The following is an 18145-nucleotide window of genomic DNA, read 5'->3' as shown; positions in this document are numbered from 1 at the left end:
TTTATGATAATATCTTTTTATTTATATTAAACTTAAATTAGTAAAATGGGCTTACTTAAATTTAGCAATACCACAAGGAGGAATTTTAAACATATTATATCCGTTATGTAAAATGATATTTTCGTCAAATATAATATTTCCTTCACAATTATATACAATTAGATGTTTATTGATAGGATCTGCATTAATATTCAAGTGCAACATTGAGCTATAAGTTCCGTTTACAAATACCATATTATTGTATATTTTATCTATATTTATTACTTCATTACTGTGGTAAGTACATACAAAAGTATCATCATTATAACCAGTCAGTACGTTATATCTACAATGAGGATTTAGTGGCATAAATTTACCATTTATGAATGCATCTCTATATTTATTCCAAAGATCACAGTAGAACTTAAGCATATTGTACTGATTTTTTGGAAGCTCATCTATTAGCATTGAAATTTGAGGTACACTAAATAATATATTTACAAATTGTAATGCAGCACTTTCTAAAGTATCTTTAATGTTCCACATTATCATATCTGAATGAACAGCAGAATCTCCAGCGAGTAGTCTGATATCACAGATTCTAATACGGTTTTCTAAATCATCTAAAGGACAGTCAACAGCTCTAAATATATTTCCGTAAGTTCTCATCATTGGACCATTGTATGTTTGTCTAAATTCAAGCATAATATCTGGTTTTAATGTTTTTAGCCTACTTATACAGTCCTTTAATAATCTATCTGAAGCATCAGCAATAGATTCATAATCACGTCTTTGATCATTTTGATTGCCACTAAATGGGGTAACAACAAATTCATCAACGAAATCTAATTTAAATCCATCTAAATCCCATTCTTTTAACGCGCTTTCGTAAATACCTATAATATATTCTCGAACTTCAGGGAATCTAGGGTCAAACACATGCCATTCTCTTTCATTTTCGGGATCTATAAGCATATCTTTAAATCTATTAAATACACTTGATTTCTTACCTACAAAAGGAACACTGTACCAGAATAATATTTTCATATCTTCGTTATGAACATTGTCAATAAATTTTCTCATATCTTTTATTTTAGATTTTGCTACATTCCAATCACCACAGTAAGCATAGCCACGATTATTATCATCTGTCTGCCAACCGTCATCTATAATTATAGATTCACAACCAAGTTTTTTAGAAAGTCTGCATTGATTTAATATTTTATCTTCATCAAGAAGTTGGTGGAAGCTATACCAAGAAGAATACATTGCTTTTTTTGCAAGATATGGGACTGATGCAGGTTTATTATTATCTAATGTTTCCCACCATTTTGCTACTTTATTAAGAGTTTCATAGTAAGGAATTTTATTTGAATCAATTCTTAATGTTAGTGAGTAGGAATCTCTTGAAATATTACAATTATCAAATAGTGTAATATGGTACTCATATTCTGCATCTTCTTCACAAACAATAGACTTAAAATCTATAGTATTTAATGTATCAGATAATGCTAGCGTAAATCTATTTTCATTGTTATATGTCATTAATGTTTCAACTGGAGCACCTGTAAATCCATTACATGTATGAAGGTTATTAAACCAATCAAGATTTAATGCTTTTAACATATGAATTTTAGGATTCCATTTATAATGTATATCAATAGCAGGTACTGATAGTGTTAGTGTAAGTTTAGGAAAAACTTTTTTATTTTCACTTTTTAGATTAATTGTTATATATTCAATACCATCATCAACTCTATATAATTTCTCAATATCAATATTTGATGTATCTCCCAATATTTTTAAATTATATTTATTCATATAAATATCCCCCTCATATTGTATTACTATAAATCTAACTTTGTAATTTATAATAAGGCAATTTGAGGGGGATTTAAATGTATTTTTTTGATTATTTTAAATGTATTTTTTTATATATTATAATTATTTAAATTTTAATTTTTAATTTATATTTTTTAGGTGATACACCTATAATTGATTTGAAAGATTTACTAAAGTAAAATGGATCAGAATATCCACAAAGCTCAGAAACTTCTTTTACAGTAAATTCAGTATTATTAAAGTATTCACATGCTTTTTCTAACCTATATCTTGTTAGATAAACAATAGGAGGTATACCTACTTCTTTTTTAAATAAACGGCTAAAGTATGTAGGGGATACTGAGAATAAATTAGCAATATCATTAATATTAATATCTTCAGAAAAATGTTTTTTTATATATTCTTTAGATGACTCAATCATATCGTTCATATAGTTACTTTTTAAAGTATTTTTATTATAGTCATCTATAAATTCGTTGAAGATAGTTTTTATATTAGACGCAAGCTCATCGTAGTTACTAGATGATGAGATACACTCATCGATTTTAATATCAATATCAGAAATATTGTACTCAGATAGAATATAAGTATTGCAAATATTTATTAATGATTTTAGGCACTTGTCAATCTCTAATTGAGTTGCATTATTTTGTTCTAAAGTCTTTACAAGATCAAGACAGATATTGATAAAATTATCTTTTTGATTATTTTGAATCATAAATTTAATGATTTTTTCCATACTATCTGTAAGAAAAACTCTATGATTATGAATGTATATTTCGCTTTTGGAACAATCTAAAATATTCGATTGTGAAAATACTATTTTCTTTTTTAATACAGTCCTAACTATCTGGCTAGTAATACCGATATTATCGATATGTTTAATAGGCCTACTTAAACCAACAGTCAAAAATATATTTTCTTCATTACATATAGAGATAATTTCATTACAGAACAATCTAATTTTATCAGAAGATTCATGATTACTTGCCCATATCCCAACTATTTCATTGCAATGTTTACCTTTAGTTAAAAACATTTTATCCTCAGAGTCAAGATAATTTTTAGACAGATTCATTAAGTCTATAGTAGTTAAAATTTTAGTAAATGGTGTATCAAAATCAATTGTAAAACTTGAGTATGGACCAGCTATAAATAGTATTACATAATAATACTTGTAATCAAAGTTAGTGTTTATTGTAGGTTTATCAGTAAGTGTTGAGTCTATTAATTTATTTATAATATGTTGTTCATAATCTTTTTGCTTCATTGAAATTTTTGACTTTAAATTATTTAATATTTTTTTTATATCATCTATTAATATTGGTTTTAAAAGGTATTCATCAACACCAATTTTAATAGCAGCTCTAGCATATTCAAAATCTTTATAACCACTAATTATCACAAAACGAGTATCAATATTTTCATTTTTAACTTTTTCTATCATTTCAATTCCGTTTATGATAGGCATATTGATGTCTGTAAATACTATATCAGGTTTTAAATTAATAATTTTTTCATATGCATCAGCTCCATTAATTGCTGTAGCTACAATATTAATATCGTTATCTATTTTAGAAATTTTGTTACATAAATCCTTTAATATGAGTTGTTGATCCTCAGCTATAATTACGTTAATCAATATTAATCATCCTTTCAATTGTAATTTTACATCCATTGTCATAGGATACTTTAAATGAAAAGTCTCCTTGGTAAAAAATTGCTAATCTTGAATAAATATTTTTAATACCGAGACCACCAATTGATAAGTTTTTATAAGAGTCTAAATATTTATTGCCCTCATATTTTTTTATAAAATCATCTAAATCCCTTAAAGCTTCCTTAGTAAAACCAATGCCATTGTCAATAATAGTAATCTTATAGCATCCGTTAATTAATTTGCAATTTATTGAAATATGCCATGGTGGAGTACAAGTACTAAATGCATGCTTAAAACAATTTTCAACAATAGGTTGAATTGTTAACTTAGGTATAATAAAATCGTATGTTTCGATGTCAATGTTAATGTCATAGTCAAAAGCATCAACATGAGAGATCTTCATTAATTCTAAATAATTTCTAGTATGATTAATTTCGTCAATTAGTTTTGTTTCCTGATGCTTTGATGTTATATATCTCATCATAAGAGACAATTCTTGGCACATCTTTTGAGTTACTTCACTGCCATAAATATCGCTAGCGGCACTGATTGAATTTAGTGTGTTGTATAAAAAATGTGGATTAATTTGAGCTTGAAGTGCAATGAAACTAGCTTCCATTTCCTTAATTTGGGATTCGTAAGCTAAGGACATTGAATCTTTAAGCTTTTCCAACATATTATTAAAAGAATCATTTATAATTTTAAATTCATCAATTCCGTTATCTTTTATAGAGAGTTTCATTTTACTACCAGAATTAATAGAGTGAATATAATCGATTAATTCATTTAGTGGTTCTAGAAGCTTTTTAAATATAAAAAAGCAAATTCCTAATATGGTACATAGTATTATCAACGTAATTATAAATGTTAAAACCAAAGAATCAAAGTTTTGTTTATTAATATAACTACTATTAGAGATTAGCATAATATTTAAATTAGTATAATCAGATTTTTTCATTAGGTAACTATAAGTCTTATTATAATCTTCATATATATCCTTATTTAAATTTTCTTTTATATTACTTAGTTCTTTATCATCTATGATTTTGAAATAGTTTTTTAGCGGATAAACTACATTAAAATCATTATCAAAAATAATTATTTCTTTATTATTTTTAAAAGATTCTTGAGTACAAATATTATCAACTACACTATAAGGTATTTGTGCTTCAATAATTGTATCTTTTAGCAATAGATTATCAGAGAAGTTTCCATAAACAGATATCACAGGTTTAAGGTTTGGTGACCAAGGGCTCATATGTGATCCGAGCATAATTCTCGAAGAATGATCACTCAAATTATTTAAATAGTTATTATTAGAAAGAGAATTTTTTATGTAATTAAAATCATTTAAATAGTATCCCGAGTAATAAAAATAATTTTTTTTAGAATTATATAAAAATACATTTGATATATTAGGGAAAAACAAAACAGTTCCTAAATTAGATTCAATTATTTTTTTTTGTTCTATAAACTCGAGTGAATTTTGTGATATGTCAGGATTATTGATAGTATACAATGAATTTTTTAATTGAGAATTATAAATTAATGATGATATAGCAGTGTCCATTTCATTATATAGTAGGTCTATTTGTGCTGAAATATTTTCAAGTATAATCCTAGAGTTATTAGTTTCATTAATCTTTAAATTTTTTGATGTATGGTACCTGTATAATAAGAAACTTAAAAAAACTATTGTAGTTATAATCAATGTAATATTTATAGCTAATTTATATTTAAATCCAGATTTTTTCATATTAAATACCCTCTGCATATTCGTTATAGGAAAATGTTTACTGGAATATTCTAACATAATAATTTGAATAATTAAATGAATGCAAGAAAATACATTAAATATTTATAGAAAAGTACATTTTTATTCAGTATTTATATTTATATAATTAAAGTAAGGAAATTATATAAGAATTAAATTGAGGGGGATTTGAGATGAACAAATTATTAAAACGAAGTATTTCTTTACTTACAACAGGATTAGTATCACTTTCAATGGTAGCTTGTGGGTCTACAAATGATAAAGAAGGTGATAGTTCAAGTTCGAGTAATGGGAAAACGATTACTTTAGGGATGAAAGCAACTCAGTTAGAAGTTACAAATATGAATTATCATAAAGAAAAGTGGGAAGCTAAAACAGGTAATAAGCTTGAGATACAAGCAGTTGATGATAATCAATTTGAACAATTAATGTTAACAAAAATGACCTCAGGTGGAATGTGGGATATGTTTATAGGAGATACAGGAACACAATCTACAAAATATAATCATGGCAAAAACTTAGTTGATCTTTCATCAGAAAAATGGGTGAGTAATTTAAGTGATATAGGTAAAGACTTTGTTACTCATACAGATGGTAAGGTATATTGTATGCCATTAGGAGGAATAAATTCATATGGGATAGTTTATAACAAGGAAGTATTTGAAAAAAATAATATAGAAATTCCTAAAACTTATAAGGAATTTGAACAAGTATGTGAAACATTAAAATCTGCAGGTATTACGCCAATGTATGTTTCAATGGGAGATGCTTGGACTGTAAATCAAATAATAAATGGAGAATGGCCAAATATATTAGCTAAGAACCCTGGATTATTAGAAAAATTAAATAATAATGAAATAAGATGGGACGAAGTTCCTGAATTTGTTAACTTATTTGAAAGAATAAAGGGTTGGGTTGATAAAGGATATATAAATAGCGATTTAAGCACAGCAAGTTATGAGATGGCACAAAAGGCTATAGGTTCAGGTCAAGCAGCTATGATGCATATGGGAGACTGGGCAGATCCAGAGTATGTAAAAACTGAACCATCAGCAAAAGGCAAAATGGGAATGTTTGCAGCACCGAGTGAAGATGGAAAAAGTTATTTAGCAGCAGCAGGTCCTGGTGGATTATATGTTTCAAAAGAATCTAAAAATTTAGATGTAGTAAAAGATTTCCTTAACTATATGTCTTCAGAAGATACTATCAAATATGATATAGATAAAAGAGCTTGTACATCAGTATGGAAAGGTATTACTAATGAAAATGTAAGCACAACATTAAAAGATTCTCAAGTTTACTTTGATGAAGGTATGAGCCAAAAGCATTATAACCAAACTTATGTTATAATGCCGCCAGCAGAATCAGAAAGTGCATTACTTTCAGTATTACTAGGACAAAAAACTCCTAAGGAAGCTGCTAAAATCTGGAGTGATGAAATAATTAAAAACGGAAAGCAGCTTGGGCTTGAAGGATTCACAAAATAAAATAATATAACAAAATAATTTCGCTAGCGGTTTCGCTAGCGAAAATTCTTAAAAGGAGAGAGTAGAGTGAACAAACTAGAAAAGAAATATTACCCAATGTACTTAATAATACCTGCACTAGTTGTGTTTACAATTTTTTATGTAGGCTCCCTAGTAGGAGGAATTGTATTCTCATTTACTAATTGGAATATATATAATTTTAGTAATCCACAATTTATAGGGTTTGAAAATTTTAGGGATTTATTTACTTCAATAAGTTTTTTACCAGCACTTAAGAATGTAACTATATTTGCAATAATAACGACTATAGTTAAAGTTGGATTAGGACTATTAATAGCATTATTATTAAACAATAAATTTAAAGGAAGAAATTTATTTAGAGCAGTATCTTTTTTACCTTGCACAATAGGAACTTTAGTTATAGGTTATGTATTTAGTTTCATATTACAACCGGATACTGGAGTGTTAAATCAATTTCTAAACTCAGTAGGTCTAGGATCAATTGCTCTTAATTGGTTAGGAGATCCTAAAATTGCACTTTATTCAGTAGCAGCTGTTGAATCGTGGATATGGATAGGATTTAATGTAGCGATACTTCTAGCAGGATTACAATCTATTCCAGAAGAAGTTTATGAAGCTGCTCGTATAGATGGAGCAAATGCTTTTCAAAGATTTAAAAAGATAACATTACCATTTTTAAGACCGACAATTAATACAACAATAACATTATGTATTATAGGTGGATTTAATGTATTTGATATAGTAATGTCTATGACTAATGGTGGCCCAAATGGAGCGACACAGGTTATAAGTAAGTTATCTTATGATGCTATGAGATCTGGAACAATGGGATATGCATCAGCTATAAATGTAATACAATTAGTATTAATTGTAATAGTAATAACACCACTTTTAAAATTATTGAAACGAGGTGAGGAAATATAATGGAAATAAGTAGAGCAAATAAAACATCTATTTCAAAAATTGCAATATACACAGCTTGTGTCGTTATGTCATTCCTTGTTTTATTACCATTATATCTGGTATTACTTAATTCTTTTAAGACAGTTCCAGAATCAGCGGTAGTAGGATTAAGTATGCCAGAAAAATTCATGTTTGAAAATTATCCTTATGTTATAAAAGAAGGTAAGTTATTGAGAGCGTTCTTTAATAGTGCACTTATAACAGGAAGTACAGTTTTTATAACAGTTATATTTGGTTCTCTTGCGGCATTTATAATAGCTAGAAGAAACGATAAAATTACAAAGTTTATAAGTAACTACTTTATACTAGGTCTTATTGCTCCAATAGCATTAATTCCAGAGGTTGCAATAATTAAGGCTTTAGGATTAAGTGGAAGTTACTTATCAGTAATACTTATACATGTTTCAATTAAGCTTCCATTGAGCATTATGCTTTATACAGGTTTTATGAAGGGAATTCCACAATCATTAGATGAAGCGGCTATGTTAGATGGATGTTCACCGATCAGAATGTTTTTCAAAATTATATTCCCTTTACTAAAGCCAGCAACATTTACTAATATAATAATAATTTTTATGGGTGTATGGAATGATTTCCAAATATCATTATATTTTATAACAGATGGTGCGAAAAATACATTGCCTATGGGAATCTATAACTTCGTAGGATATATGACTTATAAATGGAACTATGTTTGTGCATTTATAATATTAACAATACTACCAATATTAATAATTTACTTATTTGCTCAAAAATACATAATAGATGGAATGATTGCTGGATCAGTTAAATAAAAAAATTACTTTTACCATGCATCTGACGATGTAGTACTCATACTCATTCAGTTATATCGGTTGCTCAAATATATATGAAATTAAGGAGATGATTATAGTGAGATTGAAAAAATCTTTAAAAAAAGTAATATCTTCAATGTTAGCAATAGGAATGGCAACATCAATGGTAGTAGAAGTAAGCGCTGCTTCTAGAGGGAATAAAAATCCACAAATTACTGTTGATTATAATTCGAATATAGGAACTGGAAGTAAATATATATTTGGTGGTTCAGGAATCCCTTCATCTGATGAAGTTTCAGCATGGTCTTCGATGAATAGTAAAATGGGAGTTAAATTAGTTAAAATCCCAGTTGATTTATCAAGACTTTATCCAAATTCAAATGGACAAGTAGATACTAATGTTAAAGAAGAGTATCTACACGTTGCATCAGGTCAGTTTACAAGAGCTAGGGGAGCTGGCATGGATATTATGTTAGAATTTGTGAACCTGCCATCGTGGTTAGATACTGATAATAATAAGAAATATGATGATGAAGCTAAGTACACATCAATGATTAAAGAATTCTTAAATGATGCTGTTGAATACAAAGATATAATCAAGTTTGTTGAAATAGCGCCAGATGTATCATTGAACTCATCAGATTTTGTTGAAGTTTATTATACAACAGCAAAGGCTATTAGAAGTTTAGGAGTTAATTATACTATTGGTGGTCCAGGATATACTCTATCAGGAGTAAATGATACTAGCTTAGGTAAAATACAAGATTTATTAACTAAATATAGTAGTGAATCAGATAAAAGCCTTTTACAGTTTATATCTTTGAGAGCATACAATGTAGATGTTAATAATTATGAATCTGACTATTTTGGCGAGTTTAAAGAAGGTAGAAAGAAGATTCGTAGATGGTCAAATAATGCAGATATTCCTTTGTTTATAACGGGATGGACAACAGTATCAAAAAATGCCAGTACTCCAGATAATAATGTTACTGGAAATATTGGAATAAAGCAGCAAGCCAATGCCTTATTTAAAGCAATGAGAGATGGTTGGGATTTGGTACTTTTCAATAGTACAACATCATCTAAAAACTCTCCAGCAAGTTATTCATATACAATAAATGGAGATAACGTTACATTAAATCCATTTACAAAAGCTTGGGATTTACTTTCAAATAAGCTTAGTCTAGGAAGTGGAGAATTTAAGATAGTCTCAACAGATATGGTAAATAACTGGATAGTGGATGACTCTATTGCAATGATAAATAGCAAAAATGAATCTATAATTCTAGCAAGTAACTTTGCCAATGAAAAGGCGGATGTGAATATAGAGTTAAAAAGTGTACCATATGAAGATGGTAAAGTTGAATTGGAATGTTATGTTGCAAAGGAAGGCGTTTCAATAGAGAAGGCATATGCAAAAGTATCGGCAAATGTTGTAAATGGAATGATAAATGCTACAATACCTTCGATTCCAGCAGGTGGAGCAACAGGTATAATAGTAAAAGGTGGAACTAAAAAAAATTTACCAGCACAAACTATTTATGAATTTGAAAGTCAAGATAATCACTTTGGCGGAGATACAGAAATTACATGGCAAAATGGAGCTTCTTTTAATAGAGTTGTAAAGAATTTTGGTGGAGAAAATAACTTTGTTACTTTAAATAAAATATCAGCTGATGGTGCAGGAAAATATACAGCTAAACTGTATACAGGTTCTAAAAATTCATCAATAAAAGTATCTGTAAATGGAGAAAATCCAATAACCATTGATGGAAGCAGTGCTACTATATCAAATTCTGTAGATTTTGATATAGACTTAAAAGCAGGAAATGAAAATAATATAAAAGTATACACAGAATCAGGAGAATTAAGACCTGATAGATTAGTATTGGTAGCAAAAGATGTAAAATTATCAATTGGATTTCAGAACTTAAATACACTTTCATCAACAGGGGAAGGAAGTAATAAAAAATATATACTTCCATTAGCACGTAAAGATTTTAAAGTTGATGGTAGAATATTCCCAGATAATGTGTCTAGCTCTTACAATCTTGAATATAAGTCAAGTAATGAAGATGTTGTGACAGTAAATAATCAGGGATTATTAACTCCATTATCTGTAGGAGAAGCTGAGATTACAGCTAATATAGTTGGGAATACAGAAGTTAATAATACATTTAAAATAGTAGTTGAAAATGCAGTTTCAGGAATTTCTGTAACTCCAAAAACAACTACATTAAAGCAAAATCAAACAGCTAAAATATCTGCAAAAGTCTTACCAGAAAATGCAGAAAATAAAAATATAACTTGGAATATATCTAATCAAGACCTTGTTAGAATAGAAAATAGTAATAACAATGAGGCTAATGTTAAAGTTATTGGAGAAACTGGAAGTGCTATAATAACTGCAAGAACTGAAGATGGAGGATATGAAGCAACTTGTTCGATAACAGTTACTAAGCCAGAGTTAGCAGGAGTAATAAATATAGATTATTCTAGTACAATAGCAAATGGTTCACCAGGAATATTTGGAGTGACTCATTATCCAAGTATAAATAAAAAAGATAATGATATTGGAGATCACTCAAAAGTTTGGGAAATGTTAAGGGATGACATGGGAGTGAAATTTATGAGAGCAGATGCTCGTCTGCAAGAGATACTTCCAATTTGGACTAAGACTCCAAATACAAACTGGGAATCAAATTCTGATATTCAACCAGGCCAACCAAACTATGTAGAAGCTGAGTACTATTATGTAACAGGACCAGATGGAGTTGATAGACAGTTCTCTGTAGAAGGATATAGAGATGATATGGATCAATTTGCAGAGACGGGACAATATCTAAATGGTATGTCAAATCCAGATAATTGGAATACAGAAAGACTTATGAATTGGGTGAAAAAAGCGGATGAAATGGATTTTGAAGTAATGGTTATGACATTCCAAATACCAGAATGGTTAGCATCTGGTTATCCATTACCAGGAGCTCCTCACACTGAAAAGGCATGCAACAGTGCACCAAAAGATTGGGATATATTTAGAGATATAATTAAAAAAGTATATAAAATGGTTAAGCCATATGCAGATTATTATGAATTCTTAAATGAGCCACATTGGTATGTACCAAAGGGTGGAGAACAAAGAAGACCAGATGGAACACTATATCCAAATACAAATAAAGTAAATTTAATAGCATCAGATACTATGTATCAAGCAATTGATGCGATATATGAGTTAGAAGGAAAAAATCCATCTATGAAGTTAGGTGGGGGTGCTGATGATAGTTGGGGTGGTGACTATGGAGTTTTAGGAACTTTATTCTCAAATGAATACAGCAAAGAATGGCAAGATAGAATTAAATTTGTATCAATTCACAAATATGGAGAAAGGCCAGCAAATCAAAGTACTTCTAATGATGGAGCTAATAGTAGAAATTTCAAATATTGGTTAAGACAAAAAACAGGTAAAGATCTACCAATATTTTTAAATGAATATAATGCAAGTACGGGGCAACCACATGAATATCATACTGGAGCCAAGAGTATGTCATATCATGGTAGGCTAATGATAGATATGATGCTTGATGGATATGAGGGTGGAGGATACTATACATGTTATCCAAGTGATGTACCAATGGATGATTATGAAGCAAGTTCAGGTTGGATAGAAAGAGGAAAGGGCGTATATGCTTGGAATAATGGAAATCCAACACTAGCAACATTTACAAAAACTTGGAACTTACTATCTAAAAAATTAGAATTAGGTGATGGAGATTTTAAAGTAAAATCAACTGATGTTTTAAATAGTAAGATAAGTGATGGTATAGGAGCAATTAATGCTAATGGAAAGCCAGTAGTATTTTTAACAAATTATTCATCTAATGAATATGGTGATATTGTTGTAAATATGAATAATGTACCTTATTCAAAAGGAGAAAAAGTAACTGTAAAAGTATATTCTATGACAACTGATTCAACGATAGATATAGAACCAGTGGTAGTAGAAGAAACTGTAACTGAAGACGGTTCAATAGTAGTTAAAGTAGATTCCATAGGTTCAAATGGAGTTGTAGGAGTTATATTAGAGGCAAATACAATAGATATAGATGATAAAACAATAGAATTTGAATCATATATAAATAAATTTAGTGGATTAGCTAAAATTGAAAATAATGAGTCAGCTTCAAATGGAAGAATAGTAACTAAAATTTCAGGAGGAAATGCCAATTCAGTAGATGTTCCAATTGATACAAAAGCAAGCTTAGAATATACAACTTCATTACAATATAATAGCTCTAAAGAGGTAGAGTTAAGTTATATGATTAATGGAGGTAAAGTAAATAAAGTAATTCTTCCAGAAACGTCAGGATTTGGAAAAGTTGAAATTAAATTACCACTTTTAGCTGGTAACAACACAATAAGATTTTATAACGAATCAGATATAAATATTATATTAGATAAAATGGAAATTCAATAATGTAAATTAACAATAATAAAGTTAAATCCTTGACCGTAGATATCAAAATAAACTATGGTTAAGGATTTAATTTTAAATAAATTAAAAATCCATTGAAGTTTAATTAACTATATAGAGGAGAATAAAGTATGAATAATATTATAAATAAGTTTTTGCACGGTGCAGATTATAATCCAGAACAATGGCTAGATTATCCTGAAATATTTAAGCAAGATATAGATTTAATGAAAAAAGCTAAGTGTAATGTTATGTCAATTGGTATTTTTTCATGGGCCAAACTTGAACACAAAGAAGGGTTTTTTGATTTTGAGTGGTTAGATAATGTTATAAATACACTTTATGAAAATGGAATAAATACTATATTAGCAACACCTAGTGGAGCAAGGCCAGCATGGTTGTCACAAAAGTATCCAGAAGTTTTAAGAGTGGAAGCTAATAGAGTTCGAAATCTACATGGATTTAGGCATAATCATTGTTATACATCTCCAATTTATAGGGAAAAAATAAAAATATTAAATGAGAAATTAGCAAAACGATATGCAAATAATCCAGCAGTCATTATGTGGCATATATCAAATGAATTTGGAGGAGAATGTCACTGTGATCTTTGCCAAGAAGAGTTTAGAAATTTTCTTAAGAAAAAATATAAAACTTTAGATAAGTTAAATATAGATTGGTGGACTACTTTTTGGAGTCATACATATACATCATGGTCGCAAATTGAAAGTCCATCTCCAATTGGGGAAAACCAGATACATGCTCTAAATTTAGACTGGAAGAGATTTGTAACAGAAAGAACAATAGATTTTATGAGTCATGAGATTGATGTAGTTAAAGCTTATAATTCGAGTATACCTGCTACAACTAATTTTATGTTGTATTTTGAAGGATTAAACTATTTTAAGTTTAAAGATAAAATAGATATTGTTTCTATTGATTGTTATCCAGAATGGCATAGTGAAGATAATATTGAAGTTGGATATAAAACTGCAGCATATTACGATATTATGAGAAGCATAAAAAATAAGCCATTTATGCTTATGGAAAGCACACCGAGTATGACGAATTGGCAACGTGTTAGCAAGCTTAAAAAGCCTGGTATGCATAAGCTTTCATCTCTTCAAGCGGTAGCTCATGGATCTGATACTGTTCAATATTTTCAATGGAGAAAAAGTAGAGGTTCAAGTGAGAAACTTCATGGTTCAGTAGTAGATCATTATGGAAAAGAAGATACTAGAGTTTTTAAGGATGTATCTGAAGTAGGTAGTATATTAGAAAAAATAGGATTGATTTGTAATAGTACTACAAAATCTAAAGTGGCTATTGTATATGATTGGGAAAACTTATGGGCTTTAAATGATTCTCAAGGTCCTAGAAATATTGGACTAGATTACAATGAAATAGTTACAGAGCATTATAAGGTATTTTGGGATTTAGGGATAAATATTGATTTTGTAGATATGGAGTGTGATATAGATAAATACGAATTGGTAATAGCACCAATATTATATATGATGAGATCTGATTATCAGGCAAAAATAAGAAACTTTGTAGAGAAAGGTGGTAGTTTTGTATTAACTTATTTCTCAGCTATAGTTAATGATACAGATTTATGTTACTTAGGAGGATTTCCTGGAGATTTAACAGACGTATTTGGAATAAGAAGTGAAGAGGTAGATGCACTTTATGATGATGAAGTAAATACTATAAAAAGATATAAAGATGGAAAAACATATAAATGTACACATATATGTGACCTAATCCATGCAAATGAAGCAAAGGTGTTAGCAGAATATAGTAGTGATTTTTATAAAGGAAGGCCGGCACTTACTGAAAATAAATATGGAAAAGGTAATGCATATTATATTGCTTCTAGGAATGAAGATGAATTTAATAGAGATTTTTTAACTAACTTAGTAGATAAAATAGGGATTGAACGAAATTTAGATACTGCAATTCAAGAGGGGGTTACTATTTCTAAAAGAGAAGATGATAATAATGAGTATTTATTTATACAGAATTACTCGGATAAGGATAAAGAAGTATTATTAAACAAATCTAAATACTTAAATATAATTACAGGACGATACATTGGAAAAAATATTATAGTCCCAAGCTATGGAATAGAGATTATAACAAGGAAAAAGTAGTAAAAATATAAGATATATATAAAGCTATTGAAATTTAATCAATAGCTTTTTATATTATGATGACATTAAATTGAAATGTATGATTAAGAATAAAATATTATTGATAAACGATAAAAAAATATTGACTTATATAAAAAAAGATATTATAATTAATTCAAATATAAACATTGTTTATGAAATAAATAAAACTTAAAATATAAATTTTATTAATGGAGGAAATGAAATGAAAAAATACATTTTAGCTTTAATACCTTTTATAATAGGGATAGGATGCTTTATGGCTTTTAGTATAATAGGAAGTGAGGTTGCTCCTGATGGGACTCTTGTTGAACCGTTCTTCTTAGTTCCAATTGGATACTTATTTCTTGCTACTGGAATAGTTGGACTAATAGTTACTGGGATAAGATCTTACTTTAGTTATAAGGCATCTGATAGGTAATTAAAATAAAGTTTTTTATTATAAAATTAGATATAAAAATACAAAGCTTACCATATATTTGAAAAAAGATTTACAGGAACTAATGGTAGAAAGTATGGTAAATCAACTGGTATGGAGTTATATATATGTAAAAAACTTGTAACTAAATTAGGTTTAGGCATAACATTAAGTTCTAGAGAAAATATAGGAAGAAAAGTTAATATAGTTTTTCCACTTGGAAAAATAACCCTATTAGAGTCATAATTATTTATGGCTCTTTTTTATTTTAAGATACAAATTATATAAGTATATAATATTTAAATGAAATGATAACGTATTCTAGCTATTATAAATTTAAAATCTATGCATTTATATGGAAAAATATGGTAAAAATGTTAAAATCGTGTTAAATTTTGTTATAATTTAAAATAGAAACTTTATAAGTTTGGGGATTTAATATAAATAATATACTTACGTATATTTATTAAAAGGGAATAATTGTTTGTTAGGAGGGGATATTTTTATGGTCCTTAATATAGCTATTTGTGATGATGAGCCTATACATAGGCAGATTATATCAGATTATTTAGATAGAGCATTTCCTAATAGATGCTATAAGTTAGTGAAATTTGCTAGTGGGGAAGAGTTATTAGAAAATTATCCTGAAAAACTTGATATATTATTACTAGATATTCAAATGACGGGGCTTAATGGGATTGAAACGGCAAAGAAAATAAGAATGTTTGATACAAATGTAGTCATAATATTTACTACTGCTATTATAGATTTCATGCAACAAGGATATGAAGTAAGAGCATTTAGGTATTTGTTAAAACCTATAGATTATAGTGATTTTTCAAAACATTTATTAGAATGTGAAAAAGATATTATAAATAATAATAAAAATTATTTAACTATTAAGGATGATACTGAAGGGAATATTATTATAATACCGATAGAGTCTATATTATATATGGAGACAGACTCTAGATGTGTATTGATACATACAGATACTCAATCATACCGGACAAAGGTAAAGATTAATAAATTTGAAAATGATCTAAAAGATAAAAAGTTTTATAGGTGCCATAGATCGTATTTAATAAATTTAAATAAGGTAAGATGTATAGGTAGAGATTCGGTTTTAATTAAAAATAATGAAATATTGGTTAGTAGATATAAAATAAAAGACTTAAGAATAAAAATAACTAATATATTAGGGGATTTATTATGATAGACATACATGATTATTTTACATGTATCATAAGTTTTATGAATATATTTACATATTTAATTTTATTTAAATATATCTTAGACTATTTCAGTCAAAAAAAGTTTGACAATAAGGTTATTTATGCAGTAATGATTGCAATTTCTATAGTTATATTTATATTTGAGTTTGAGAGTCCTCTATTATTTGTATTAATATGTTTTATTTTTTATAAAATTAATTATAATGAAAGTATTTTAAAGTGTATTTTAGTTAGCTGTATATATTGGTTTTGTGTATATATACCTATTGAATATATTAGTTTGGATTTAGCTTTTATTATAAATTTTAATGATTTAACTAAAGACTACTATATAAATCCTAATAAAGTTGAGTTAGAAAGTATGATAATTCAATTTGTATTTATGTTATCGTCATTATATACATTCATATATGCACAAAACTTTTATAAATTTAAAAAAATATCAGATATATTTATATGTATCCCAGTCATAATAAATATTTTGACTTTAATAGTAGCTTTTAGACTAATTGCAATAGATAGAATATTTTTTAAAGTTGATATTTTAATTTTAGTATGTATGCCTGTTCTAATATTAATTTCTAATATATATTTCCTTAATATGATGAAAAAAATTATAAAAGGTTACAAAGTAGAACATGAAAATAAAACTCTTAAAGAAAATATATTTAAAGAGTATAATTATTATTTAAATATCAACAAAGAAAAGGATAAAGTTAAAAGTTTATATCATGATACTAAAAACCATATGATATGTATAAGGCATTTATGTAAAACTAATGATACAGAAAAGATAATAGAATATATAGATAGTATGGAAACTAATATAATAAAATATAATAAATATAAAGAGGAGTTTAATACAGGAAATATGATATTAGATTCAATACTGATAAATAAAAAATCAATATGTGTTGAAAAACAAATTGATTTTGATATTAATATAGATTTTTCAAAAAATGATTTTATGGATATGATGGATGTATGTACTATATTTTCTAATTTAATAGACAATGCCATAGAGGCTTGTGATAAGATAAATAAATCTAATATAATCAAAAAAATAAAGCTAGAAAGTAAATATATAGACCAGCTTTGTATTATTTTAATTGAAAATACTAAAATAAATGAGATTAAAATAAGAAAAAATTTATTTATAACTAGTAAAAAGGATTCATATATCCATGGAATAGGTTTAAATAATATAAAAAGCTCCGTTGAAAAGTATTTAGGAGAAATGGTTATTAATCATTCTGAAAATAAATTTATTGTTAAGATTATGATACCTTGCAAAGGATGAAAATAAAATAAAGGTTAAAAATATTGA

General features: G+C 27.5%; 11 protein-coding genes and 1 pseudogene. 9 read left to right on the top strand and 3 right to left on the bottom strand.

Annotation, left to right across the window (positions count from 1 at the left end; genetic code table 11):
* Positions 1-51: 51 nt before the first annotated feature.
* From JWF52_RS11710 to JWF52_RS11700, 3 genes are all read right to left on the bottom strand, one after another.
* Positions 52-1800, bottom strand: a complete 1749-nt coding sequence (locus JWF52_RS11710) for a glycoside hydrolase family 36 protein (RefSeq protein WP_286184126.1) — start codon at positions 1798-1800, stop codon at positions 52-54.
* Positions 1801-1927: 127 nt separating this feature from the next.
* Positions 1928-3463 carry a response regulator transcription factor gene (locus JWF52_RS11705; RefSeq protein ID WP_208333742.1) on the bottom strand — a complete coding sequence of 512 codons (1536 nt, stop codon included), beginning with the start codon at positions 3461-3463 and terminating at the stop codon, positions 1928-1930.
* The gene (locus tag JWF52_RS11700; protein WP_208333741.1) at positions 3456-5237 is read right to left on the bottom strand and encodes a sensor histidine kinase; all 1782 of its coding nucleotides are present in this window, start codon (positions 5235-5237) and stop codon (positions 3456-3458) included. The genes JWF52_RS11705 and JWF52_RS11700 overlap by 8 nt, the downstream gene beginning before the upstream one ends.
* 191 nt (positions 5238-5428) lie before the next feature.
* Between JWF52_RS11700 and JWF52_RS11695 the strand changes: the two genes are divergently transcribed.
* The 9 genes and pseudogenes from JWF52_RS11695 to JWF52_RS11660 all read left to right on the top strand — a co-directional run bounded on the left by JWF52_RS11695 (position 5429) and on the right by JWF52_RS11660 (position 18118).
* Entirely contained in the window at positions 5429-6742 is a 1314-nt protein-coding gene (locus tag JWF52_RS11695) for an ABC transporter substrate-binding protein (RefSeq protein WP_208333740.1), read from the top strand.
* 66 nt (positions 6743-6808) lie between these two features.
* Positions 6809-7687: a carbohydrate ABC transporter permease gene (locus JWF52_RS11690; RefSeq protein ID WP_208333739.1), complete on the top strand. Its 879-nt coding sequence runs from the start codon at positions 6809-6811 to the stop codon at positions 7685-7687.
* Positions 7687-8520, top strand: coding sequence for a carbohydrate ABC transporter permease (locus JWF52_RS11685; protein ID WP_208333738.1), 834 nt, complete (start codon positions 7687-7689; stop codon positions 8518-8520). The genes JWF52_RS11690 and JWF52_RS11685 overlap by 1 nt, the downstream gene beginning before the upstream one ends.
* Positions 8521-8617: 97 nt before the next feature.
* Positions 8618-12997 (top strand): Ig-like domain-containing protein, encoded by a 4380-nt coding sequence (locus tag JWF52_RS11680; RefSeq protein WP_208333737.1) that lies wholly within the window; start codon positions 8618-8620, stop codon positions 12995-12997.
* Between the two features lie 128 nt (positions 12998-13125).
* A complete protein-coding gene (locus JWF52_RS11675) occupies positions 13126-15147 on the top strand; it encodes a beta-galactosidase (protein WP_208333736.1) in 2022 nt (673 codons plus the stop codon).
* Positions 15148-15370: 223 nt separating this feature from the next.
* Positions 15371-15586, top strand: a complete 216-nt coding sequence (locus tag JWF52_RS11670; RefSeq protein WP_208333735.1) for a DUF3955 domain-containing protein — start codon at positions 15371-15373, stop codon at positions 15584-15586.
* 54 nt (positions 15587-15640) lie between these two features.
* Positions 15641-15829, top strand: a pseudogene (locus tag JWF52_RS19345) (ATP-binding protein); the annotation flags it as partial.
* A 259-nt stretch (positions 15830-16088) separates the two neighbouring features.
* Positions 16089-16799 carry a LytR/AlgR family response regulator transcription factor gene (locus tag JWF52_RS11665; RefSeq protein ID WP_208333734.1) on the top strand — a complete coding sequence of 237 codons (711 nt, stop codon included), beginning with the start codon at positions 16089-16091 and terminating at the stop codon, positions 16797-16799.
* 299 nt (positions 16800-17098) lie between these two features.
* Positions 17099-18118 carry a sensor histidine kinase gene (locus JWF52_RS11660; RefSeq protein WP_208333733.1) on the top strand — a complete coding sequence of 340 codons (1020 nt, stop codon included), beginning with the start codon at positions 17099-17101 and terminating at the stop codon, positions 18116-18118.
* Positions 18119-18145 lie beyond the last annotated feature (27 nt).

This window comes from Clostridium sp. CCUG 7971, from assembly GCF_017590215.1.
In the GTDB taxonomy this organism is placed as follows: domain Bacteria; phylum Bacillota; class Clostridia; order Peptostreptococcales; family Peptostreptococcaceae; genus Faecalimicrobium.
Note: the sequence above shows the minus strand (reverse complement) of the source record. Positions and strands in the feature narration are given on the sequence as shown.

What these genes read in the sequence shown, in the direction of transcription:
- JWF52_RS11710 (WP_286184126.1), bottom strand. Translation starts at nt 1,800, where the DNA reads ATGAATAAATATAATTTAAAAATATTGGGAGATACATCAAATATTGAT.
- JWF52_RS11700 (WP_208333741.1), bottom strand. Translation starts at nt 5,237, where the DNA reads ATGAAAAAATCTGGATTTAAATATAAATTAGCTATAAATATTACATTG.
- JWF52_RS11695 (WP_208333740.1), top strand. Translation starts at nt 5,429, where the DNA reads ATGAACAAATTATTAAAACGAAGTATTTCTTTACTTACAACAGGATTA.
- JWF52_RS11685 (WP_208333738.1), top strand. Translation starts at nt 7,687, where the DNA reads ATGGAAATAAGTAGAGCAAATAAAACATCTATTTCAAAAATTGCAATA.
- JWF52_RS11675 (WP_208333736.1), top strand. Translation starts at nt 13,126, where the DNA reads ATGAATAATATTATAAATAAGTTTTTGCACGGTGCAGATTATAATCCA.
- JWF52_RS11670 (WP_208333735.1), top strand. Translation starts at nt 15,371, where the DNA reads ATGAAAAAATACATTTTAGCTTTAATACCTTTTATAATAGGGATAGGA.
- JWF52_RS11665 (WP_208333734.1), top strand. Translation starts at nt 16,089, where the DNA reads ATGGTCCTTAATATAGCTATTTGTGATGATGAGCCTATACATAGGCAG.